The organism is Micromonospora sp. CPCC 205739 (assembly GCF_036906795.1).
Taxonomy (GTDB): Bacteria; Actinomycetota; Actinomycetes; order Mycobacteriales; family Micromonosporaceae; genus Micromonospora.
Genome location: NZ_JBAKHS010000001.1, coordinates 453,794 through 475,557, shown reverse-complemented (window position 1 = coordinate 475,557; position 21,764 = coordinate 453,794). Strand labels below are relative to the sequence as shown.

Sequence of the window (21,764 nt, the reverse complement as noted above, 5' to 3'; positions counted from 1 at the left end):
CCGGGTCAGTCGACCCGGAGGCGGTAACCCCGCTTGACGACGGTCTGCACCACGCGGGGGGCCTGCAGCCCGACGCGCAGCCGGGCCACCGCCATCTCCACCGCGTGCTCGTCCGCGCCCCGGGGCAGGGTCCGCAGCAGCGCGGTGCGCGACAGCACCCGGCCGGGTGACGCGGCCAGTGCCCGCAGCACCGCCATCGGGGCGGGCGCGAGCGGCCGCAGTTCCCCGTCGACCACGGCCGCGTGCCCGCGCAGGGTCAACAGGTGCCCGGCGGCCTTGACGGTCACCGTACGGCGGGGCAGCTCGTCGACGATCTGCCGGACCAGGGCGCCGAGCCGGGCCCGGGCAGGCGCGCTGACCGGCACCCCCCGGCGGACCAGCGGCTCCGCGGTGACCGCGCCGACGCAGCTGGCCAGCACATCTGAGCGCAGCGCCTCCAGCACCGTGTCGGCCCGGTCACCGGCCGCCCGCAGCAGCGCCTCCGCCGCGGGTGCGGAGGTGAACGTGACGGCGTCGACGAGCCGGCCGGCGACCAGGTCGATGAGCCGGTGCAGGGGGGCCGGGTCGGTGGGCGGCGCCCAGCGGTAGACCGGCACCTCGATCACGGTGGCGCCGGCTGCTTCCAGCGCCTCGGTGCACTCCGGCTGCCGGTCGCCATGCAGCTGCATGGCGATGACCTGACCGGCCACCCCGCGTTCGCGCAGGTGGTCGATCACCTCGTCGCAGCTCTCCGACTCCGGTGACCACTGGTCGTGCAGCCCGGCGGCCCGGATCGCGCCGCGCGCCTTGGGCCCCCGGGCCACCACGTACGACTGGGAGAGCACCGAGCGCAGCGGCTCGGCGAGCCCCCAGCCCTCGGCCGCCTCCAGCCAGCCGCGCATTCCGATGCCGGTGTTCGCCATCAGGATGTCCGGCGGCCGGTCCAGGCAGAGGCGGGTGGCCTCGCGCAGGTCGCTGTCGTCGGCCAGCGGCACGATCCGCAGGGCCGGGGCGAGCACCACCCGCGCGCCGCGCCGTTGCAGCAGCGCGGCGAGCTCGTCGCGCCGCCGGTCGGCGGTGACCCCGATGGTGAAGCCGGCCAGTTCCTCCCGCATCACTGCACCTGTCGCAGCCGCACCTCGACCAGCCCGTCCCGGCAGCGGACCCCGTGCACGGGCAGCGCCACGCCGGGCAGGTCCAGGCAGCGCCCGGTACGCAGGTCGTAGACCTGTTTGTGCAGCGGGGAGGCGAGGGTCGGCACCCCGCCGCGGCTGCCCACGATGCCCCGGGACATCACGTACGCGCCGCCGACCGGGTCGAGGTTGTCGACCGCGAAGAGCTCGCCCGCGGTCCAGAAGAGCGCCACCTGCACGCCGTCGACCAGCGCGGCGACGCCCCGGTCGGGCTCCAGCCGGTCCAGTCGGCAGACGGTGGTCCAGCTCAGGGTCATGGTGTCGGTCATCGCCGTACCTCCGGAATTCCCAGTGCGACGGGCTGGCGGCGCCGGTCGCCGCCGGCCGGTGAATCGCCGCGCGGCGGCACCGGCTGGCCGCGCTCCACGGCGAAGCTGATGGACGGGTCGGGCACGTCCGGGGCGTTGACGAAGGAGGTGAACCGGCGCAGCCGATCCGGGTCCTCCAGGACGTCGCGCCACTCGTCCGAGTAGGACGCCACGTGCCGGGCCATCGCCGCGTCCAGCTCGGCGCAGAGCCCGAGCGAGTCGTCCACGATCACCGACCGCAGGTGGTCGAGGCCGCCCTCCATCGCCTCGATCCAGGCGGCGGTGCGTTGCAGCCGGTCGGCGGTGCGGATATAGAACATCAGGAACCGGTCGATCAGGGTGACCAGCTCGGCGGTGCCCAGGTCGGTGGCGAAGAGGTCGGCGTGCCGGGGCCGGAAGCCCCCGTTGCCGCCGAGGTAGAGGTTCCAGCCGGTGTCGGTGGCGATGATGCCGAAGTCCTTGCTGCGGGCCTCGGCGCACTCCCGGGCGCATCCGGAGACCGCTGACTTGATCTTGTGCGGGGCGCGCAGGCCCCGGTAGCGCAGTTCCAGCGCGATGGCCAGGCCGACCGAGTCCTGCACCCCGTACCGGCACCAGGTCTCGCCGACGCAGGACTTCACCGTCCGCAGCGCCTTGCCGTACGCGTGGCCGGACTCGAAGCCGGCGTCGACCAGCCGGCGCCAGATCTGCGGCAGCTGCTCCACCCGCGCGCCGAACAGGTCGATCCGCTGCCCACCCGTGATCTTCGTGTAGAGCCGGAAGTCGCGCGCCACCTCGCCGATCACGATGAGCTTCTCCGGGGTGATCTCCCCGCCGGGGATCCGGGGCACCACCGAGTAGCTGCCGTCGCGTTGCAGGTTGGCCAGGAAGTGGTCGTTGGTGTCCTGCAACGAGGCCTGCTCACCGTCGAGCACGTGCCCGGTGCCGAGCGAGGCCAGGATCGAGGCCACCACCGGCTTGCAGATGTCGCAGCCGCGCCCCCGCCCGTGCTCGGCGATGAGCGCGGAGAAGGTGCGGACGCCCCGGACCCGGACGATGTCGAACAGTTCCTGCCGGCTGGCGTCGAAGTGCTCGCAGAGCGCGGTGGACTGCTTCACCCCGGCCGCGTCGAGCAGCTGCTTCAGCATCGGCACGCACGACCCGCAGCTGGTGCCGGCCCGGGTGCACGCCTTCAGCGCCGGCACGTCCGTCGCGCCACCGGCGATCGCGGCGTCGATGTCGTCGCGGGTCACCGCGTTGCAGGAGCAGACCTGCGCCGCGCCGGGCAGCGCGGCGGCGCCGGCGCCCGCCCCGCCGGCCGGCGCCAGCAGCGCCAGCGGGGCGGCGGGCAACGGGCCGCCCACGCTGGCCCGCAGCGTGGGGTAGGCGCTCGCGTCCCCGACCAGCACGCCGCCGAGCAGCGTTTGCGCGTCGTCGGAGAGGACCAGCTTCGCGTACGACCGGGTGACCGGGTCGGTGAAGGTGACGTCCAGGCAGCCCGGCGTCGTGCCGTGCGCGTCGCCGAACGAGGCCACGTCCACGCCGAGCAGCTTGAGCTTGGTGGCGGTGTCCGCCCCGGGGAAGGTCGCCGAGCCGCCGAGCAGCCGGTCGGCCACCACCTCGGCCATCGCGTACCCGGGGGCGACCAGGCCGTGGCAGGTGCCGTCGACCGCCGCGCACTCGCCCACCGCCCAGATCCGCTCGTCCGCGCTGCGGCAGGTCGCGTCGACCAGCACCCCGCCGCGCGGGCCCAGCGGCAGCCCGGCGGCCCGGGCCAGCTCGTCGCGGGGGCGGATGCCGGCGGCCACCACGACCAGCTCCGCGTCGACCGTGCTGCCGTCGGAGAGCGCCAGCGCGGCGACGACGCCGTCCGGGCCGGGGCGCAGCGCGGTGGTCGCCACCCCGAGGTGGGTGGTGACCCCCAGCTCCTCGACGTAGCGGCGCAGCATCGCGCCACCGGCCTCGTCCACCTGCACCGGCATCAGCCGGGGCGCGAACTCCACCACGTGGGTGGCCAGGCCGAGCAGCCGCAGGGCGTTGGCCGCCTCCAGCCCGAGCAGGCCACCACCGATCACCGCGCCGGTACGCCTGCCGCGGGCGTGCGCCCGGATCGCCTCCAGGTCGTCCAGGGTGCGGTAGACGAAGACTCCGGGCAGCGCCGTGCCGTCGACCGGCGGCACGAACGGATACGACCCGGTGGCCAGCACCAGCGCGTCGTACGGGTGCTCGCCGGCCGTGGTGGTGACCACCCGCCGCTCCCGGTCGACGCCGGTGACCGCCTCGCCGAGGCGCAGCTCCACCCCGTCGTCGGGGGTGTGCAGGTTCAGCTCGTCGGCACCCACCCCGTCGAAGAACGCCGAGAGCCGCACCCGGTCGTACGCCGGCCGCTGCTCCTCGGCGAGCACCGTCACCCGCCACCGCCGGTCGTGGTCGCGGGCGCGCAGCGCCTCGACGAACCGTTGTCCGACCATGCCGTTGCCGACGACGACCAATCGTCCGCCGGTCATCGCGTCACCTCCTCGCGGTCCGTCGCGTCAGGTCCGTCCATCGCGCCCGGTCCGGGCGTCGTGGCCCGGGCGGGCGTCGCCGTGCGGGCGCTCATCGGGCCGCCCCCACCGAGTCCGCCTCGGAGAGCCAGTCGACGATGCCGGCGACCGCGTCCCGGCAGCCGCCGCAGCCGGTGGCGGCCCGGGTGGTCGCCACCACCTCGTCCACCGTCCGGGCCCCGGCCCGCCAGCAGGCGACCAGCGCGCCCTTGCGCACGTCGTTGCACTGGCAGACGGTGGCCGCGTCCGGCATCAGCGCCGGGGACTCCGCCGGCGCGGCCGCGGTCCCGCCGAGCGCACGGCCCAGCAGCAGCGCCCGCCGGTCGGCCGGCACCGGCGCGCCCCGGTCGAAGAGCTGCACCACCGTGCCGACCGACGGGTTGTCGCCGAGCAGGATGGCGGCGGTCAGCCGCTCCTCGTGGATGCGGAGCCGGGCGTACGTGCCCCGGGCCGGGTCGGCGAAGGTCAGCTCCTCGCCCGGGCCGCCGCCGGGGTCGCCCATCGCGGCGAGGTCGATGCCGGCCGCCTTGAGCCGGGTCACCACCGGCCGGGGCCGGTAGCGGGCGGCCGGGTCGTCGCCGGTGAGCACCTGGGCCAGCACCCGGGCCTGCGCCCAGGCCGGCGCGACCAGCCCGGTCAGCGTGCCGTCGTGCTGGGCGCAGTCACCGATCGCCGAGATCGCGGGATCGCTGGTGCGCAGCCGGTCGTCGACCACCACGCCCCGCTCCACGGCCAGCCCGGCCGCGGTGGCCAGCGCGGTGTCGGGGCGTACCCCGCAGGAGATCACCAGCAGGTCGGCGGTGAGCGACCGGCCGTCGGCCAGGTCGAGGCGCACCCCGTCGGCGTCCGCCGCCACGCCGGTGGCCGCGACGGCCAGGTGGGTGGTCACCCCGAGGTCGGCGAGGGTACCGGCCAGCACGGCGGCGCCGGTCGGGTCGAGCTGGCGTTCCATCAGGTACGGCACCGGGTGCACCACCCCGACGTCGAGCCCCCGGGCGGCCAGCCCGCGCGCCGCCTCCAGGCCGAGCAGCCCGCCGCCGAGCACCAGGGCGCTGCGGGCGCCCTCGGCGGCGGCGAGGATCCGCCGGCAGTCGTCCAGGGTGCGGAACGGCACCACCCGCTCCGGGAGGTCGGCCGGGTCCAGGCCGGGCAGGGGCGGCACCAGGGCCCGGCTGCCGGTGGCGAGCACCAGGTGGTCGTAGGGGATCCGGTCGCCGTCGTCGGTGTGGACCACCCGGGCGTCCCGGTCCAGCGCGGCGACCTGCACCCCGGTCCGCACGTCCACGCCCTGACCGGCGACCTCGGCCAGCTCCACGTCCGGCTCGGCGACCTTCCCCGCGAGCAGCGTGGAGAGCATGATCCGGTTGTACGCCCGGTGCGGCTCCGCCCCCAGCACGGTGACCTTCCGGTCCCCGTCCCGGGCGTGCAGCTCGGCGGCCAGCCGGGACCCGGCCATCCCGTATCCCACGATCACCACGTTCATGCCTTCTCCACCCGTACCGCGCAGATCTTGAATTCGGGCATCCCGGAGACCGGGTCCGTCGCGTCGTTGGTCACGGAGTTGGCCCGGGCCGCACCGCCCCAGTGGAACGGCGCGAAGACGGTGTCCGGCCGGATCGTCGGGCTGAGCCGGGCCGGCGCGCGCAGTTCACCCCGGCGGGAGGCGACCCGGACCTCGTCGCCCTCGGTCACCCCGAGCCGGGCGGCGAGGTCGGGGTGCAGCTCGATGAAGCCGTGCGGGGCCGCCCGGTGCAGCGCGGCGACCCGGCGGGTCTGGGCGCCGGACTGGTACTGGGCGAGCACCCGGCCGGTGGTGAAGTGCAGCGGGTAGTCGGCGCAGACCTGCTCGGCGGCGGGCCGGTGGTGCACCGGTTGGAACCGGGCGCGGCCGTCCGGGGTGGGGAACGAGTCGGCGAAGAGCCGGGGCGTGTCCGGCCCGTCCGGGTCGGGGCAGGGCCAGAAGACGCCCTCGTCGGCCTCGATCCGCTCCCAGCTCACCCCGGCGTAGTCCGCGACGCCGCCGGCCGAGGCACGGCGCAGCTCGGTGAAGACCTCCGCCGGGTCGGTCGGGAAGGACGCCGGGGTGTCCAGGCGGGCGGCCAGCTCGGCGAGGACCGCCAGGTCGGTCCGGACCCCGGCCGGCGGCTCGCGCAGCGCGCGGCGGCGCAGCACCCGGCCCTCCAGGTTGGTCATCGTGCCGTCCTCCTCGGCCCACTGGGCCACGGGCAGCACCACGTCGGCGAGGGCGGCCGTCTCGGAGAGCAGGAAGTCGGCCACCACCAGCAGGTCCAGCCCGCGCAGCCGGGACTCGATCCGGGCGGCCCGGGGCGCGGAGACCACCGGGTTGGAGCCGAAGACCAGCATCGCCCGGGGACCGCCGGGGGTGCCCAGCGACTCCAGCAGCCGGTACGCCGGCACGCCCGGCCCGGGCAGGTCGTCCGGGTCGACGCCCCAGACGCCCGCCACGTGTTCCCGGGCCGCCGGGTCGTCGATCTTCCGGTACCCGGGGAGCTGGTCGGCCTTCTGCCCGTGCTCCCGGCCGCCCTGGCCGTTGCCCTGGCCGGTCAGGCAGCCGTACCCGGAGCCGGGGCGGCCGGGCAGGCCGAGGGCGAGCGCCAGGTTGACGAAGGCGCTGACGGTGTCGACGCCCTTGGCGTGCTGTTCCGCGCCCCGGGCGGTGAGGATGATCGCGCTGCCGGCGGTGCCGAGCGCGTGGGCGGTCGCCTCCAGGTCGGCCACCGGCACCCCGGAGAGCCGTTCCACCTCGGCCGGCCAGTAGCCGGCCACGGTGCGGCGTACCTCGTCGAAGCCGGTGGTCCGGGCGGCCACGTAGTCCCGGTCGACGAGGCCCTCGGTGAGCGCGACGTGCAGCAGCGCGTTGGCCACCGCGAGGTCGGTGCCGGGCAGCGGTTGCAGGTGCAGGTCGGCCTGCCGGGCGGTGGCGGTGACCCGGGGGTCGACGACGATCAGGCGCCCGCCGCGCTCGCGCTGTTCGGCCAGGTGGCGCATCAGCGGCGGCATGGTCTCCGCCGGGTTGGCGCCGACCAGCAGCAGGGTCTCCGCCCGGGCGAGGTCGGCCAGCGGGAAGGGCAGTCCCCGGTCCACGCCGAAGGCGCGGATCCCGGCCGCGGCGGCCGAGGACATGCACCACCGGCCGTTGTAGTCGATGTGCCGGGTGCGCAGCGCCACCCGGGCGAACTTGCCCAGCGCGTACGCCTTCTCGTTGGTGAGCCCGCCGCCGCCGAAGACCGCGACCGCGTCCCGGCCGTGTCCGGCCTGGACGGTACGGATGCCGGCGGCGATCCGGTCGAGCGCCGCCGCCCAGGTCGCCGGGCGCAGCTCGCCGTCGGCCGGGTCGCGCACCAGCGGGGTGGTCAGCCGGTCGGGGTGGTCCAGCAGCTCGGCGGCGGTCCAGCCCTTCTGGCACAGCCCACCCCGGTTGGTGGGGAACTGGCGGGGGAGCACCTCCACCCGCTCGCCGGTCTGGCGCAGGATCATCCCGCACTGCAGGGCGCAGTACGGGCAGTGCGTCTCCGCCTGCCGGGGGTCGCCCCCCGACCCGGTCGCGGAGCGTGCACGGTCTGTCATGCCAGTGAAGCGTGCCGGGGGGCGGTTTCCGGTCCGGGTCCCGTCTGTTTCGGTCCTGTCAAGAGCGGCTCACACCGCACGGGGGCAGCGGGCCGGTCGGTGCGGCCTATGATATGGGACAACCGTCCTGAAATATGGGAGGCGACGATGAGCGTGACGGCGGCGTTCGACGCGGTGGCCGGCAGCTACGACCAGGCCCGGCGGCGCCTGGTGCCGCGCTTCGACGACTTCTACGGCACCGCGGTCGAGGTGGCGGCCGTGCCGCTGCGGGCCGCGCTGGCCGCGGGGCGTACCCCCGAGGTGCTGGACCTGGGCGCGGGCACCGGGCTGCTCTCCCTGCTGCTCACCGCGGCGCTGCCGGGGGTCCGAGTGACCCTGCTCGACGGCGCCCCGCGGATGCTCGCGGTCGCCGCCGACGCGCTGGCCGCCCGGGGCGTGCCGCACCGGACGGTGGTCGCCGACCTCACCGACCCGCTCCCCGCCGGCCGGTACGACGCGGTGGTCTCCGCGCTGGCCGTCCACCACCTCGACGACGACGGCAAGCGGGTCCTCTACCGGCGGGCCGCCGAGGCGCTGACGCCCGGCGGGGTGTTCGTCAACGCCGAGCAGGTGGCCGGCCCCACCCCCGCCCTGGACCGCCGCTACGACGAGGTCTGGGTCGCCCAGGCCACCGCGCTCGGTTCCGGCGACGCGGAGCTGGCCGCCGCCCGGGAGCGGATGCGGCACGACCGGCCGGCGCCGGTGGACGCGCAGTGCCGCTGGCTCGCCGAGGCCGGGCTGGTCGACGTCGACTGCTTCTTCAAGGCGTGGCGCTTCGCCGTCTTCGGCGGCACCCGCCCACCCGTCTGACCCCGCCGTGCCGCCGCCCGGGGTCCCGTTCGACCCTCGTTTGCGGCGTGTCGGGGTGTCCCGGCCGCCAGAGACCTCGACACGCCCCAAACGGGACGGGCGGGGAGACCGGGGCGGACCAGGGCGTTTTGGGTCGTTGGCCGACCGGCGCGAAGCGGGATGACTGCTGGTCATACCAGTGGGTAGTCTCAGCGGCATGACTGCCAAGGTGACACTGTCGTTCTCCGACGAGACGATCGAGGAGGCACGCCGGTTCGCCAAGCGCGAGGGGCTGTCGCTCTCCGCCTGGATGGACCAGGCGGCCCGGGAGAAGGCGCTGCGCGAGGTCTTCACCGCGCACGCCGCCGCGGTCGGCCGAGCCGGGCTCGACCTGGAGGCCGCGGCGCTCGCCGACGCCCGGGAGGTCGGCATGGTGGACGACGCGCTCTTCGGCGGACGTCCACGTGCTGCGTAGGGGCGAGATCTGGCGCATCGAGGGCGCCCGGGAGCGGCTCGGGCTGGTGATCAGCACCGACGTCTACAACTCCACCGACGTGCCGATCGTGATCGTGGTCGAGGTGGTCGAGACCGCGCTGCTGCGGGACTCCCCGCTCGCCGTCCCGATGGGCAGCTACGTGGTGATGCCCGACCGGCTCTCCTCACCGATGAAGAAGTGGTTCACCGAGTGCGTCGACGTCGCCGACACCGAGACCATGCAGCGGGTCGGGCGGGCGCTGCGCATCCTTCAGCAGCTCTGACCGCCTCACCACCGTCCGGTGGCCGACGTGCGATCTCCGTTTCCGGAACGACCCGCGACAGGCACCGCCGGGTAACCGGCCGTTCCTAGCGTCCTCCAGGTCACACCGACCAGGAGGAGCCGCCGTGAGCACGCTCGCCACCACGACAACAGTCCCCGACGACCCCCCGACCGCCGCCGGGCGCCGGCACCGGATCGACGACTGGCGCCCCGAGGACCCCACGTTCTGGCGTACGACGGGGGCGCCGATCGCCCGGCGCAACCTCTGGGTGTCGATCTTCGCCGAGCACGTCGGGTTCTCCGTGTGGAGCCTCTGGTCGGTCACCGTGCTCTTCCTCGGGCCCGCGTACGGCATCGACCCGGCCGGGAAGTTCCTGCTCACCGCCGTGCCGGCCGCGCTGGGGGCGGTGCTGCGGCTGCCCTACACCCTGGCCGTGGCCCGCTTCGGCGGCCGGAACTGGACCATCGTCAGCGCGCTGATGCTGCTGGTGCCGGCGGTGCCGATGACGGTGCTGCTGGAACCGGGGGTGTCGTACACCACGCTGATGGTGCTGGCCTGCCTCACCGGGGTCGGCGGCGGCAACTTCGCCTCCTCGATGGCGAACATCAACCTCTTCTTCCCGGACCGGCTCAAGGGGCGGGCGCTGGGGCTCAACGCCGGCGGCGGCAACCTCGGCGTACCGGCGGTGCAGCTGGTCGGGCTCGCCGTGCTGGCCACCGCCGGGGCGGCGTACCCCCGGCTGGTGCCGGCGGTCTACCTGCCGCTGATCGTGCTGGCCGCGCTGGCCTCGGCGCGCTGGCTGGGCAACCTCCCCGGGGCGCGCAACGAGCCGGGCGCGCTGCGCGAGGCGGCCCGCGAACCGCACACCTGGGTGATGTCGCTGCTCTACATCGGCACCTTCGGCTCCTTCATCGGCTTCGGCTTCGCCTTCGGGCAAGTGCTCCAGCTCCAGTTCGCCGAGCGCTTCCCGACGCCGGTCGACGCCGCCTGGCTGACATTCCTCGGCCCGCTGGTCGGGTCGCTGATCCGGCCCCTCGGCGGGCAGCTGGCCGACCGGCTCGGCGGGGCCCGGGTCACCTTCTGGAACTTCGTGGCCATGGCCGTCGGCGCCGCGCTGGTGCTGTACGCCGCCCGGGAACGGTCCTTCCCGCTCTACCTGACCGGGTTCCTGGCGCTCTTCGTCTTCTCCGGGATCGGCAACGGGTCGACGTACAAGATGATCCCGGCGATCTTCCGGGCCCGGGCGGCGGCGGAGGGGGAGCTGACCGGTGACGTCGAGGCGGCCGAGCGGCGTGCCCGGCGGCTCTCCGGGGCGCTGATCGGCATCGCGGGCGCGGTCGGCGCGTCCGGCGGGGTGCTGGTCAACATCGCCTTCCGGCAGTCGTTCCTGACCTCCGGCAACGCCGAGGCGGCCTACCTGGCCTTCATCGGCTGGTACGCGCTCTGCTTCGCGCTGACCTGGGCGGTCTACCTGCGCCCGGGGCCGCGCCGGCTGGCCGGGGTGTGACCTGTAGCATTGCCACAACGCAAGCCACGCTGGGTGACCCCCCGTTTTGACCTGCCGACGGGGCGGCGGGTATCGTTGCCTGCTGTTGTACGACATCCAGAGGCGTGCCGCATCAGGTACGCTTGGTCGTTCGTGCGCGCCTGGTCACCTCGGCGCGCGACCCCAGACCGACGACGAGACAAGGTAGACCTGTGCGTACGTACAGCCCGAAGCCGGGTGAGATCGAGCGTCAGTGGCACGTTATCGACGCCTCTGATGTCGTGCTGGGCCGCCTGGCCACCCACGCCGCCACGCTGCTGCGCGGCAAGCACAAGCCGACTTTCGCGCCGCACGTCGACACGGGCGACTTCGTCGTCATCGTGAACGCGGGCAAGGTTGCGCTGACCGGCAACAAGCGTCAGACCAAGATTGCCTACCGCCACTCCGGTTACCCGGGTGGTCTGAAGCAGGTCGGCTACGACGAGCTGCTGACCAAGCGTCCCGAGCGGGCCATCGAGCTGGCCGTCAAGGGGATGCTCCCGCACAACAAGCTCGGCCGTCAGCTCATCAAGAAGCTGAAGGTCTACGCCGGTGCCGAGCACCCGCACGGCGCGCAGCAGCCGGTGCCGTTCGAGATCAAGCAGATCGCGCAGTGAGCGCGGGCGAAGGAAACAGCATGACCGACATCACCGAGACCGAGGTCGCCCCCGAGGCCACCGAGGCGCCGGCGCCCGTCGCCCGCGCGCCGCGTGGTGACCGCCCGATCCAGACCGTGGGTCGGCGCAAGGAGGCCATCGTCCGGGTGCGCATCGTCCCCGGCAGCGGCAAGATCACCTGCAACGGCCGCGACCTCGAGGCCTACTTCCCGAGCAAGGTGCACCAGCAGCTCATCAAGGACCCGCTGGTCACCGCCGAGAAGCCCGAGGCGTTCGACGTCATCGCCAACCTGCGCGGCGGCGGCACCACCGGCCAGGCCGGTGCGCTGCGGCTGGCCATCGCCCGGGCGCTGATCGTCAGCGAGCCGGACGACCGCCCGGCCCTGAAGAAGGCCGGCTTCCTGACCCGGGACGCCCGGGTCAAGGAGAGCAAGAAGTACGGCCTCAAGAAGGCCCGTAAGGCTCCTCAGTACTCGAAGCGCTGATCATCAGCGGCACGTTGTACTTCTGACGGACGGCCGGGATCGCCTCCCCACACGGGAGGTGGCCCGGCCGTTCGGTTTTTCCCCTGGGACCGTTTCATCGGAGGTTGGCGGGTATGGGTCGGTTGTTCGGCACGGACGGCGTACGCGGGCGGGCGAACGCGGATCTCACCCCCGAGTTGGCGCTGGCGGTGGCGGTGGCCGCCGCGCACACGCTGGCCGAGTCGGACAAGACACATCCCCCACTGGCGGTGGTCGGGCGGGACACCCGGGCCAGCGGCGAGATGCTGGAGGCGGCCGTGGTCGCCGGCCTCACCAGCGCCGGGGCCAACGTGGTGCGGGTCGGCGTGCTGCCCACCCCGGCGGTCGCCTTCCTCACCGCCGAAGCCAAGGCAGACCTGGGCGTGATGCTCTCCGCATCGCACAACCCGATGCCGGACAACGGGATCAAGCTCTTCGCCGCCGGCGGGCACAAGCTGCCGGACGAAATCGAGATGCAGATCGAGGCGGCCGTCGAGGCGAACGCCACCACCGCGTGGGACCGGCCCGTCGGGGCCGGGGTCGGCCGGGTGCACGACCTGCTCGACGGCGCCGACCACTACGTGCAGCACCTGGTCGGCACTGTGCCGCACCGGCTGGACGGGATCAAGGTGGTGGTGGACTGCGCCAACGGCGCCGCCGCCGAGGTCGCCCCGGTGGCGTACCGGGAGGCGGGCGCCGAGGTGATCGCCATCCACGCCGAGCCGGACGGGCTCAACATCAACGACGACTGCGGCTCCAACCACATCGACGGGCTGCGCGCCGCCGTCGTCGAGCACGGCGCCCACCTGGGCATCGCGCACGACGGCGACGCCGACCGGTGCGTCGCGGTGACCGCCGACGGCGACGAGGTCGACGGGGACCAGGTGATGGCGATCCTCGCCCTCGCCATGCGGGAGGCCGGCACGCTCGCCCAGGACACCCTGGTCGCGACCGTGATGAGCAACCTTGGCCTGCGCCTGGCGATGTCCGCGGAGGGCATCCGGCTGATCGAGACCAAGGTCGGCGACCGGTACGTCCTGGAGGAGCTGCGCGCCTCCGGCCTCGCCCTCGGCGGGGAGCAGAGCGGTCACATCGTCATGCCGGCGTACGCCACCACGGGCGACGGCGTGCTCACCGGACTGCACCTGATGTCGCGGCTCGCTGCCACCGGCAAGTCGCTGGCCGAGCTGGCCTCGGTGGTCACCAAGCTGCCGCAGGTGCTGATCAACGTGCCGGTCGGTGACCGGACCGTCGGCGCCAGCGCGCCCGAGGTGCGGGCCGAGGTGGAGCGCGCCGAGGCCGAGCTGGGCGAGACCGGCCGGGTGCTGCTGCGCCCGTCCGGCACCGAGCCGCTGGTGCGGGTGATGGTGGAGGCCGCCACCGAGGCGACCGCCCGCTCCGTCGCCGAGCGGATCGCCGAGCACGTACGCGCCGCCAGCCCGGCCGCCTGACGGGTCGGCCCGGCCGCGCGCTCAGCGCTCGCAGCCGGGCCCCCACCGTTCAGAGGCGCAGGCGGGTGGCTCGGTCGAAGGTGTCGGCGGGGTCCTCGCCGTCGGTGAGATCGACGTCCTCCACGACCCGTCCGTCGTTGAGCCGGACCAGCCGGTCGCACCGGGCGGCGATGGACCGTTCGTGGGTGGCCAGCAGGATCGTCATGCCGTGCCGGTCGCGCAGGTCCAGCAGCAGGTCGAGGATCTGCGCGCCGGTGGTCGAGTCGAGGTTGCCGGTGGGCTCGTCGGCCAGCAGCAGGCGGGGCGTCCCCATCAGCGCCCGGGCGATGGCGACCCGCTGCTGCTGGCCGCCGGAGAGCTGTGCCGGCAGGGCCCGCTCCCGCCCGGCGAGGCCGACCGCATCGAGCAGCTCCCGAGCCCGGGTGACGTGGTCGCCCCGGCCGCGTCGCGGCAGCACCGGCGCGATCACGTTGTCCAGCACAGTCAGAGTGTCCACGCCGCTGCACCGGGGCCGTAACTCCGCCACCTACGAGATCGTCATCTCCGACGACGCCGGCCGCCGGGTCTGCACCGCCCGGCTGAGCTGCGCGCTCCGCCTGCCCCGGCGCGGCCGGCGGCGGTGAGGCGCGCGCCGGCCCGTCAGGCGGTGCGGACCCGGCGGAGGAAGCGCCCGGCCAGCTCGGCCACCTGGTCGGCGTCCAGCGCGGTCGCCGGCCCGGCCACCGTCACCTCGGCCATCGCCAGCCCCGGCACCTCGATGTCCCGCCAGCCGCCGACGAACCACGCCTTCTCCTCCTCGGCGAGGGCGAGGTTGGCGTCGTTCAACACGGCCGCCGGATGCGGCAGCCAGAGCCGGAACTGGTGGGTGTGCGGCGGCGCCGGGTACACCCGGGCGCCGGGCAGGTCGGCCAGTGCCCGGGCCACGGTCTTCGCGTGCGCGACGTAGCCGGCCAGCCGGGGCAGCTCGCGGTCCAGGCCGGCGAGTGCGGCCAGCGCCGCCGGCCACTGCTGGAACACGGTGCCGCCGTACCGGTGCCGCCAGGCCCGCGCATAGCGGACCAGCTCGGCCGAGCCGGCCAGCGCCGCGCCGCCGTGGCCGCCGAGGGACTTGTAGAACGAGACGTAGACGCTGTCGGCGAGGGCGGCGACCTCGGCCGGCGACCGACCGAGGTGGACGGTGGACTCCCAGAGCCGGGCACCGTCGAAATGCACCCGGGCGCCCCGGTCGCGGGCCGCCTCGACCACCGCCACCAGCTCGTCCCAGGTCGGCAGCACGAAGCCGGCGTCGCGCAGCGGCAGCTCCAGCAGCAGCGTGCCGACCGGCTCGTCGAGCGCGGCGACCTCCTCGGCGGCCGGGTTGCGCGCAGCCGACGTGGTGAGCACCGCCCGCAGCCCGCCGAGCACCGCGTACGCGTCCCGTTCATGCACCAGCGGGTGACTCAGCGGGTGCAGGCCGACCGCGCTGCGCCCGGTCACCTCGGCGCCGTACCGCATCGCGACCTGCTGGGCCATCGTGCCGGTGGGAAAGAAGGCGGCCGCCTCCGTACCGAGCAGGTCGGCCACCCGGTGCTCCACCGCCTCGACCGCGCCGCCCTCGCCGTACACGTCCGGCAGCAGCTCGTCGGGGGCGGCGGCCCGGAGGGTGTCGAGCTGCTCGGCGACCGAGGACGGCCGGTTCCCGGAGAGCACGGTGTCGCAGCCACGCAGCGCGGTGAGCCGGCGGAGCCGCTCGGCGTACCCCTCGGTCATCGGGGCGCCCGCAGCCGGCGCAGGCGGGTGACCGCCTCGGTGAGCACGTCGGGACGCTTGCAGAAGGCGAACCGGATCAGCCGGCGGCCCGCCTCCGGGTCGTCGTAGAACACCTGGGTCGGCACCGCGACCACCCCGCACCGCTCGGGCAGCGACCGGCAGAACTCCACCCCGTCCCGCCCGCCCAGCGCGCCGACGTCGGCCGTGACGAAGTACGTCCCCTCCGGGGTCAGCGCGGCGAAGCCCGCGTCGGTCAGCCCGGCGACGAGCTGGTCCCGGCGCTGTCGCATGCCCTCCTGGAACGCGGTGAAGTACGCGTCCGGCAGGGCCAGCGCCACGGCGACCGCCGGTTGCAGCGGCGCCGCGTTGACGAAGGTGAGGAACTGCTTGACCCGCAGCACCGCCGAGACCAGCCGGGCCGGGCCGCTCACCCAGCCGACCTTCCAGCCGGTGCAGGAGAAGGTCTTGCCCGCCGACGAGATGCGCAACGTCCGCTCCCGCATCCCCGGCAGGGTGGCCAGGGGCACGTGCGGGGCGGCGGCGTCGGGGAAGACCAGGTGCTCGTACACCTCGTCGGTGACCGCGTACGCGCCGTGCTCCTGGCACAGCTCGGCGACCAGGGCCAGCTCGTCGGGGGTGAACACCTTGCCGGTCGGGTTGTGCGGGGAGTTGAGCAGCACCAGCCGGGTCCGGGGGCCGAACGCGGCGCGCAGCGCCGCCGGGTCGAAGGCGTACCGGCCGTCGTCGCCGGGACGCAGCGTCACCGGCCGCCGCACCGCACCGGCCAGGGCGATCGAGGCCGCGTACGAGTCGTAGTACGGCTCGAAGCAGACCACCTCATCGCCCGGCTCGCAGAGGGCGAGGATGCTGGCGGCGATCGCCTCGGTGGCGCCGGCGGTGACGACGACCTCGCCGTCCGGGTCGTACTCCAGGCCGTGGAAGCGGCGCTGGTGCTCGGCGACGGCCCGGCGCAGCGCGGGGATGCCCGGCCCCGGCGGGTACTGGTTCTGCCCGCCGCGCAGCGCCTCGGTCGCCGCGGCCAGCATCTCCGGCGGGCCGTCGCTGTCCGGAAAGCCCTGCCCGAGGTTGACCGCGCCGGTGCGGACGGCCAGCGCGGACATCTCGGCGAAGATCGTGGTGCCGAACGGACGCATCCGGGCCACGAGCGGGTCGACATCCAACGTCGTCACGCCGGCCAGCCTACGACCGAGCCGCCGAACTCACCTGCCCGCGCAGGTCACCTGGTATCCCGGTGCCCCCGCGTCGGTCACCGGCGTGCGGTTGCCGACCCTGGTCGAGCAGGTGACGCTCCCCTCGTCGTCGGTGCTGCTGGCGATGATCAGCACCCGGTTCGGGTCGTCGGTGCGGATCTGCTGACGCCAGGGCAGCGACACGGCCTCCAGGCGGATGAACTCGCCGTTGGCGTCGTAGTACTGGATGTCACCGCGCCCCTTCCCGGTCACCTCGTACGACACGACGATCCGGCCGCGACCGGTCGAGGGCGTGGCGGCTGCCGTCGCGGGCTCGCTGGGGGTGGGCGGCGTCCAGGTGGGGAAGGGGCTCTCCTCGTCGTAGTCGCCGTCGTAGTACGGGTCCGGGTCCTCGTAGTACGGATCGCCGGCGGCCGGACCCGGCGCGTACCGCCCGACCAGCGCGCTGCCCACGCCCAGGCACCCGCAGATGCCGAGGACGAGCACCGCGACGACGGCGATGACGATGCCCACGACCCGGCGTCCCTGCGCCGGGGCCGGCCGGTACCCGGGATAGGCGTAGGGCGGGGGATAGCCGGACGGCGCGTAGGGCGACGGGTACCCGGCCGGGGGCCAGCCGGCGGGCGGCGTACCCGGCCCGGCCGGAGCACCGGCGGGCGTGGCGAAGGGCCCGCCGGGGGCGGCGGCGGGCCCGGCGAACGGTCCGGCCGGCGCGGCGTGGGGTTGCGGGAAATGCGGTCCGGCGGGCGCGGCGGGTCGGGGCGCGGTCGGCGGCCGGCCGGTGGCGTCCGCGCTGGAGCCGTCGGGTGCCGACGTGCCCTCCGGTGCGGCAGGGCCGTCGGGTGCCGATGTGCCTCCCGATGCGCCGGAGCCCTCCGGCGCCGGCGTGCCCTCCGGTCCGGCCGCACCTTCGGGAGCGGCGGGCGACGGGGCCGCCCAGGGGTCCGGCGCCGTCCAGGGCCGTGGCGCGGCCAGCGGGTCCGGCGGGGTCCAGTCGAACGGCGAGGGAGCCGGTGGCGCGGTCGGGTCGGCGGGGGCCGGTCCGGCGCCCGGGGCCGGCGTCGGCGACGCGGTGCTGGTCGGCTCGGGTGCCTGCGGAGCGGTCGGGGACGGGTCGGGAGAGGACGGCTCGGACATGGCTGCTCCGGACGGGCGAGGGGAACGGGACGAACGGGCCGTCCCAGGGACGCGCCGGATCCGCCGAGAGACTGTCGTACCGGGGGCGGGGCCGCAACCCCGTCGGGTCGTGCGGCGCCGGTGGACGGCGTGCCCTGATGTCCAGGTGACGCCCGTTGCTGGCCGATCGCTCAAATTCAGTGATTGTTTACCCGACTTCCGCGCACGCGCGGTGAGCGAAACTGGGTTAGGCTGCGGACCATGTGTGGAATCGTGGGTTACGCCGGCTCGCGCCCGGCGCTCGGCATCGTGCTCGACGGACTGCGGCGGCTGGAGTACCGCGGCTACGACTCTGCCGGCGTGGCGATCGTTTGCGACGACGAACTGCTGACCGAGAAGAAGGCCGGCAAGCTGGCCAACCTGGAGAAGGTCCTCTCCGAGCGCGCCGCCAACAACCCCGACGACTGCGCGGCCAGCCCGATCGGCATCGGGGACGGCACCACCGGCATCGGGCACACCCGCTGGGCCACCCACGGCGGCCCCACCGACCGCAACGCCCACCCGCACCTGGCCCCCGACGGCCGGGTCGCCGTGATCCACAACGGCATCATCGAGAACTTCGCGAAGCTCCGGGCCGAGCTGGAGGCCGACGGCGTCCAGTTCACCAGCGACACCGACACCGAGTGCGCCGCCCACCTGCTGGCGGCCGCCCTGGCCGACCTGCGCGCGGCCGGCGAGGCCGACAGCCCGCAGTTGCTGGCCTCGGCCATGCGGGTCGTCTGCCAGCGGCTGGAGGGCGCCTTCACCCTGCTGGCCGTCGACGCCGGCATCCCCGGCGCGGTGGTGGGCGCCCGGCGCAACTCGCCGCTGGTGGTGGGCCGCGGTGAGGGGGAGAACTACCTGGCCAGCGACGTGGCCGCGTTCATCGAGCACACCCGCGAGGCGGTCGAGCTGGGCCAGGACCAGATCGTCCTGATCACCGGCGACAGCATCGAGATCACCGACTTCGCCGGCCAGCCCGCCGCCGGCAAGGACTTCCACATCGACTGGGACTCCTCGGCCGCCGAGAAGGGTGGCTACGACTGGTTCATGCTCAAGGAGATCGAGGAGCAGCCGCAGGCGATCGCCGACACGCTGCTCGGCCGGCTCACCGAGACCGGCGAGATCGCCCTCGACGAGGTCCGCCTCAGCGACCAGGACCTGCGCGACGTCGACAAGATCTTCATCGTGGCCTGCGGCACCTCCTACCACGCCGGCCTGGTCGCCAAGTACGCCATCGAGCACTGGACCCGGATCCCCTGCGAGGTGGAGCTGGCCAGCGAGTTCCGCTACCGCGACCCGGTCCTCGACCGGTCCACGCTGATCGTGGTGATCTCGCAGTCCGGCGAGACCATGGACACCCTGATGGCGCTGCGGCACGCCAAGGAGCAGAAGGCCCGCGTGCTGGCCATCTGCAACACCAACGGCTCGACCATCCCGCGCGAGTCCGACGCGGTGCTCTACACCCACGGCGGGCCGGAGATCGCGGTCGCCTCCACCAAGGCGTTCCTCACCCAGGTGGTCGCCTGCTACCTGATCGGCCTGCACCTGGCCCAGGTGCGCGGGATCAAGTTCGCCGACGAGGTCGGCGCGGTGGTCGCGCAGCTCCAGGAGATGCCGGGCAAGCTGCGCGAGCTGCTCGACCGGATCGAGCCGGTCCGCGAGCTGGCCCGCGAGCTGAAGTCCGAGCCGACCGTGCTCTTCATCGGCCGGCACGTCGGCTACCCGGTGGCCCTGGAGGGCGCCCTCAAGCTCAAGGAGTTGGCGTACATGCACGCCGAGGGCTTCGCCGCCGGCGAGCTGAAGCACGGCCCGATCTCGCTGATCGACAAGGGCACCCCGGTGATCTGCGTGGTGCCCTCGCCGGTCGGCCGGGGCATGCTGCACGACAAGGTCGTCTCCAACATCCAGGAGGTCCGCGCCCGGGGCGCCCGGACCATCGTGATCGCCGAGGAGGGCGACCAGGCGGTCGTCCGCTACGCCGACCACCTGATCTACGTGCCGCGGACGCCGACCCTGCTGGCCCCGCTGGTGACCACCGTGCCGCTCCAGGTGCTCGCCGCCGAGATCGCCGCGGCCCGGGGCCACGACGTGGACCAGCCGCGCAACCTGGCCAAGTCGGTCACCGTGGAGTGACCTGACCGAACCGTTCACCGGACCCCGCCCGCCGTCACCACGGCCGGCGGGGTCCGCTCGTTCCGCTCGCCCGGCCGTTGCCCGGACGGCACGAACGACCGGCACTACCCGCCTGAGCCCGGCGGATCGGCCGACGGCACGGCTGGCGGCGGTCACCGGCCGAGCACGATCCGGGCCATCCCGTCCAGCGCCGGGTTGCCGGCCTCCCAGTAACCGGTGTGGCCGTACCGGCCGCTGGGGAAGGTGCGCCCGCCGAAGCCCGGGTCGGTGGGATCGTGGCCGAACCACAGCTCGTGGTCGTCGGGGCGGAGCAGCGAGACCGCCGTGGCCAGCGGCGACCCGGCCAGCACCGCCCGGCCGGTCAGCTGCCCGGGCGGCTCGACCAGCCGGATCACGTCGTCGGGCGCGGTGCTCGCCCAGACCCGCTCCGGCGGCAGGCGCAGCACCTCGGCCCGGTCCACGCCGACCCCGGGCGAGCCGACGAAGACCAGGGCGTCCGCGTCGAGACCGTGGTCCCGGGCGGCGGTGCCCACCACCACCGACCCGTAGCTGTGCCCGAGCACCGTCTGCCGGGCCGGCGGGCCCTCGTGGGTCTCGCGCAACCCCTCCTGGAAGCGGTGCAGCGCCGGCCCGGCGTCCCGGGCCTGGTCGGACCGGGCCGCCTCGGGCAGGAAGTCCGGCGCGTCGTAGTCCAGCCAGAGCACCACCGCCGTCTCCCGTCCGGGCGCCAGGCCGGCGCACCGGGACAGCACCCGCCCGGCCCGGCCCAGCTCCCCCGGGGCGTCGGCGAGGTCGGCGGTCATCCCCGGCACGTAGGTCAGCACCTGCTCGGCGCGGTCAGGGTTGCCCAGCGCCACGATCGCCCGCCCGTCACCGGCCGGGTCCAGCCCCAGCAGGTACGCCCGGGGCGGCTCCCCCGACGCCAGCCGCGCGGCGAGCCCGTCGAGCCCGGCCAGCTCCGCCTCGACGCGGCGCAGCCCGGCCCGCGCGGTCGACCGGCCGACCAGCTCCCGCCGCGCGGCGAGCAGCGCCTCCCGCCGGTCGGCGAGCAGCAACCGGTTGGCCTGGTCCCGGACGGCGGCCGGCACCCCGTCGAGCCGCCCGACCCGGCCCGGCTCGTGCAGCACCAGCCAGCGCCGCTGGGCCGGGCTGAGCGCCGCCCACCAGGCCCGGACGGTCGCCGGGTCGGCGTCGGCCGGTGGACGGCCCGGTGGCGGCGGCTCGGCCCAGCCGGCGCGGGCCGCCGCGCTCAGCTCGTCCAGTCGGGTGGCGGCCTGCCGGTCCGCCGCGTCGGCCAGCGCCAGCGCGTCCCGCAACGCGGCGGCCACCTGGTCGAGCGCCAGCGGCCCGGCCTGCCCGCCTGCCGCGCCGACGTCCGCGCCCGGCGTCGCCGCCGGGCCCGAACCGGTCCGCCGGCCGGGCAGGGACCGACCGGCCGACGGTGGGCCGGAGCGGAGCCCGGCGCCGGGCAGGACCCCGGCCTCGGGGCCGACCCAGGTCGGCGCGCTGGGCGGAGCCGCGCTTACCCCGCCGTGGCGGTCGACGAGCACACCGCTGCGCTCGGCCAGCGCCACCGCCTCCGCCAGCCGGGCCTTCGCCGCCCGGAGCCGGCCGGCGAACTCGGCGAGCACCTGGTCCGCCTCGATCAGGGCGGGCAGCAGCCCGGCCAGCTCGCCCCGGAGCGCATGGAGCCGCCCGTCGGCCGCGCCGGCGGCCCCACCCGACCAGCCGGCGCGCAGGGCCGCCGCCCGTTCGGCCAGCGCCGCGCGGCGGCGCCGGACCGGGTCGGCCAGCCCGCGCCAGGCCGCCCCGGCCTCGCCCCACCGGCCCGGGGCGGCCCGCCAGAGCTGCGCGTACCCGGTCACCGGGGCAGCCCGGTCAGCCGGCCGACCGCCCGTTCGTCGGCCGCGTCGTACCCGTCCGCCGCCGCGCGCAGCGCCGAGCCGGCCTCCGCCACCCGGGCACCGAGCGCGCCGTGCCAGTCGTGCACCGCCGACTCCAGCCGCGCAAGCGCCGCCGCCGCCCGCCACTCGGCCGCCGCCACCACCAGCCCCGGCACGCCGACCAGCCCCTGCGCCAGCGCGTACGCCTCGTCGGCGAGCCCGCCCGCCACCTCGCGCAGCACCCCGGCCCGCACCTCCACCGGCTCCCCGTCCACCGCACGCCCCCTCCGCAACCGCCGAACCCGGTCGACGCTAGGCAGCGCCACGGGTCGCCGGGAGGGCCTGTGGACGGCGG

General features: G+C 75.1%; 19 protein-coding genes and 1 pseudogene. 9 read left to right on the top strand and 11 right to left on the bottom strand.

The window, feature by feature from the left end:
- Positions 1-5: 5 nt before the first annotated feature.
- The 5 genes from V6U88_RS02220 to V6U88_RS02200 all read right to left on the bottom strand — a co-directional run bounded on the left by V6U88_RS02220 (position 6) and on the right by V6U88_RS02200 (position 7,593).
- The gene (locus V6U88_RS02220; protein ID WP_334449400.1) at positions 6-1,094 is read right to left on the bottom strand and encodes a uroporphyrinogen-III synthase; all 1,089 of its coding nucleotides are present in this window, start codon (positions 1,092-1,094) and stop codon (positions 6-8) included.
- Positions 1,094-1,441, bottom strand: a complete 348-nt coding sequence (gene nirD / locus V6U88_RS02215) for a nitrite reductase small subunit NirD (protein ID WP_334449398.1) — start codon at positions 1,439-1,441, stop codon at positions 1,094-1,096. Before nirD ends, V6U88_RS02220 begins: the two co-directional genes overlap by 1 nt.
- Positions 1,438-3,966, bottom strand: a complete 2,529-nt coding sequence (nirB, locus tag V6U88_RS02210) for a nitrite reductase large subunit NirB (RefSeq protein ID WP_334449397.1) — start codon at positions 3,964-3,966, stop codon at positions 1,438-1,440. The genes nirD and nirB overlap by 4 nt, the downstream gene beginning before the upstream one ends.
- Before the next feature lie 91 nt (positions 3,967-4,057).
- Positions 4,058-5,488: an FAD-dependent oxidoreductase gene (locus V6U88_RS02205; protein WP_334449396.1), complete on the bottom strand. Its 1,431-nt coding sequence runs from the start codon at positions 5,486-5,488 to the stop codon at positions 4,058-4,060.
- A complete protein-coding gene (locus tag V6U88_RS02200; RefSeq protein WP_334449395.1) occupies positions 5,485-7,593 on the bottom strand; it encodes a molybdopterin oxidoreductase family protein in 2,109 nt (702 codons plus the stop codon). The genes V6U88_RS02205 and V6U88_RS02200 overlap by 4 nt, the downstream gene beginning before the upstream one ends.
- A 147-nt stretch (positions 7,594-7,740) precedes the next feature.
- On the opposite strand from V6U88_RS02200, the gene V6U88_RS02195 reads away from it, so the two are divergent.
- The 7 genes from V6U88_RS02195 to glmM all read left to right on the top strand — a co-directional run bounded on the left by V6U88_RS02195 (position 7,741) and on the right by glmM (position 13,275).
- Complete coding sequence (locus tag V6U88_RS02195) at positions 7,741-8,442, top strand: class I SAM-dependent methyltransferase (RefSeq protein WP_334449394.1); 702 nt, start codon at positions 7,741-7,743, stop codon at positions 8,440-8,442.
- A 196-nt stretch (positions 8,443-8,638) separates the two neighbouring features.
- Positions 8,639-8,896 (top strand): DUF6364 family protein, encoded by a 258-nt coding sequence (locus V6U88_RS02190; protein WP_132230932.1) that lies wholly within the window; start codon positions 8,639-8,641, stop codon positions 8,894-8,896.
- Entirely contained in the window at positions 8,886-9,179 is a 294-nt protein-coding gene (locus tag V6U88_RS02185; protein WP_334449393.1) for a type II toxin-antitoxin system PemK/MazF family toxin, read from the top strand. Before V6U88_RS02190 ends, V6U88_RS02185 begins: the two co-directional genes overlap by 11 nt.
- 124 nt (positions 9,180-9,303) lie before the next feature.
- Positions 9,304-10,686: a nitrate/nitrite transporter gene (locus V6U88_RS02180; protein WP_334449392.1), complete on the top strand. Its 1,383-nt coding sequence runs from the start codon at positions 9,304-9,306 to the stop codon at positions 10,684-10,686.
- A gap of 191 nt (positions 10,687-10,877) precedes the next feature.
- The gene (gene rplM / locus V6U88_RS02175) at positions 10,878-11,321 is read left to right on the top strand and encodes a 50S ribosomal protein L13 (protein ID WP_154941857.1); all 444 of its coding nucleotides are present in this window, start codon (positions 10,878-10,880) and stop codon (positions 11,319-11,321) included.
- Between the two features lie 20 nt (positions 11,322-11,341).
- Positions 11,342-11,806, top strand: coding sequence for a 30S ribosomal protein S9 (gene rpsI, locus V6U88_RS02170; protein WP_088647409.1), 465 nt, complete (start codon positions 11,342-11,344; stop codon positions 11,804-11,806).
- A gap of 113 nt (positions 11,807-11,919) precedes the next feature.
- Complete coding sequence (glmM, locus tag V6U88_RS02165) at positions 11,920-13,275, top strand: phosphoglucosamine mutase (protein ID WP_334449389.1); 1,356 nt, start codon at positions 11,920-11,922, stop codon at positions 13,273-13,275.
- 49 nt (positions 13,276-13,324) lie between these two features.
- Here the strand turns inward: glmM and V6U88_RS02160 are convergent.
- Positions 13,325-13,765, bottom strand: a pseudogene (locus V6U88_RS02160) (ABC transporter ATP-binding protein); the annotation flags it as partial.
- On the opposite strand from V6U88_RS02160, the gene V6U88_RS02155 reads away from it, so the two are divergent.
- A complete protein-coding gene (locus V6U88_RS02155) occupies positions 13,764-13,898 on the top strand; it encodes a hypothetical protein (protein WP_334449387.1) in 135 nt (44 codons plus the stop codon). The pseudogene V6U88_RS02160 and the gene V6U88_RS02155 sit on opposite strands and share 2 nt — an antisense overlap.
- A gap of 16 nt (positions 13,899-13,914) precedes the next feature.
- Here V6U88_RS02155 and V6U88_RS02150 read toward each other — a convergent pair whose 3' ends face one another.
- The 3 genes from V6U88_RS02150 to V6U88_RS02140 are packed head-to-tail and all read right to left on the bottom strand — an operon-like array spanning position 13,915 to position 17,372.
- Positions 13,915-15,024 (bottom strand): threonine aldolase family protein, encoded by a 1,110-nt coding sequence (locus V6U88_RS02150; protein WP_334449386.1) that lies wholly within the window; start codon positions 15,022-15,024, stop codon positions 13,915-13,917.
- Positions 15,021-16,214, bottom strand: coding sequence for a pyridoxal phosphate-dependent aminotransferase (locus V6U88_RS02145; protein ID WP_334449383.1), 1,194 nt, complete (start codon positions 16,212-16,214; stop codon positions 15,021-15,023). Before V6U88_RS02145 ends, V6U88_RS02150 begins: the two co-directional genes overlap by 4 nt.
- Positions 16,215-16,244: 30 nt before the next feature.
- Complete coding sequence (locus tag V6U88_RS02140) at positions 16,245-17,372, bottom strand: MmpS family transport accessory protein (RefSeq protein WP_334449381.1); 1,128 nt, start codon at positions 17,370-17,372, stop codon at positions 16,245-16,247.
- Between the two features lie 240 nt (positions 17,373-17,612).
- Between V6U88_RS02140 and glmS the strand changes: the two genes are divergently transcribed.
- Entirely contained in the window at positions 17,613-19,526 is a 1,914-nt protein-coding gene (gene glmS, locus V6U88_RS02135) for a glutamine--fructose-6-phosphate transaminase (isomerizing) (protein WP_334449380.1), read from the top strand.
- Positions 19,527-19,678: 152 nt separating this feature from the next.
- Here the strand turns inward: glmS and V6U88_RS02130 are convergent, their stop codons facing one another.
- Complete coding sequence (locus V6U88_RS02130; protein ID WP_334449379.1) at positions 19,679-21,391, bottom strand: alpha/beta hydrolase; 1,713 nt, start codon at positions 21,389-21,391, stop codon at positions 19,679-19,681.
- Positions 21,388-21,684 carry a hypothetical protein gene (locus V6U88_RS02125; protein ID WP_334449378.1) on the bottom strand — a complete coding sequence of 99 codons (297 nt, stop codon included), beginning with the start codon at positions 21,682-21,684 and terminating at the stop codon, positions 21,388-21,390. The genes V6U88_RS02130 and V6U88_RS02125 overlap by 4 nt, the downstream gene beginning before the upstream one ends.
- Positions 21,685-21,764: the final 80 nt, after the last annotated feature.

Excerpts from the sequence above, each read along its gene's own strand:
- V6U88_RS02200 (WP_334449395.1), bottom strand. The coding sequence starts at position 7,593 with ATGACAGACCGTGCACGCTCCGCGACCGGGTCGGGGGGCGACCCCCGG.
- glmS (WP_334449380.1), top strand. The coding sequence starts at position 17,613 with ATGTGTGGAATCGTGGGTTACGCCGGCTCGCGCCCGGCGCTCGGCATC.
- nirB (WP_334449397.1), bottom strand. The coding sequence starts at position 3,966 with ATGACCGGCGGACGATTGGTCGTCGTCGGCAACGGCATGGTCGGACAA.
- V6U88_RS02190 (WP_132230932.1), top strand. The coding sequence starts at position 8,639 with ATGACTGCCAAGGTGACACTGTCGTTCTCCGACGAGACGATCGAGGAG.
- rpsI (WP_088647409.1), top strand. The coding sequence starts at position 11,342 with ATGACCGACATCACCGAGACCGAGGTCGCCCCCGAGGCCACCGAGGCG.
- glmM (WP_334449389.1), top strand. The coding sequence starts at position 11,920 with ATGGGTCGGTTGTTCGGCACGGACGGCGTACGCGGGCGGGCGAACGCG.
- nirD (WP_334449398.1), bottom strand. The coding sequence starts at position 1,441 with ATGACCGACACCATGACCCTGAGCTGGACCACCGTCTGCCGACTGGAC.
- V6U88_RS02220 (WP_334449400.1), bottom strand. The coding sequence starts at position 1,094 with ATGCGGGAGGAACTGGCCGGCTTCACCATCGGGGTCACCGCCGACCGG.
- V6U88_RS02195 (WP_334449394.1), top strand. The coding sequence starts at position 7,741 with ATGAGCGTGACGGCGGCGTTCGACGCGGTGGCCGGCAGCTACGACCAG.
- V6U88_RS02140 (WP_334449381.1), bottom strand. The coding sequence starts at position 17,372 with ATGTCCGAGCCGTCCTCTCCCGACCCGTCCCCGACCGCTCCGCAGGCA.
- V6U88_RS02150 (WP_334449386.1), bottom strand. The coding sequence starts at position 15,024 with ATGACCGAGGGGTACGCCGAGCGGCTCCGCCGGCTCACCGCGCTGCGT.
- V6U88_RS02205 (WP_334449396.1), bottom strand. The coding sequence starts at position 5,488 with ATGAACGTGGTGATCGTGGGATACGGGATGGCCGGGTCCCGGCTGGCC.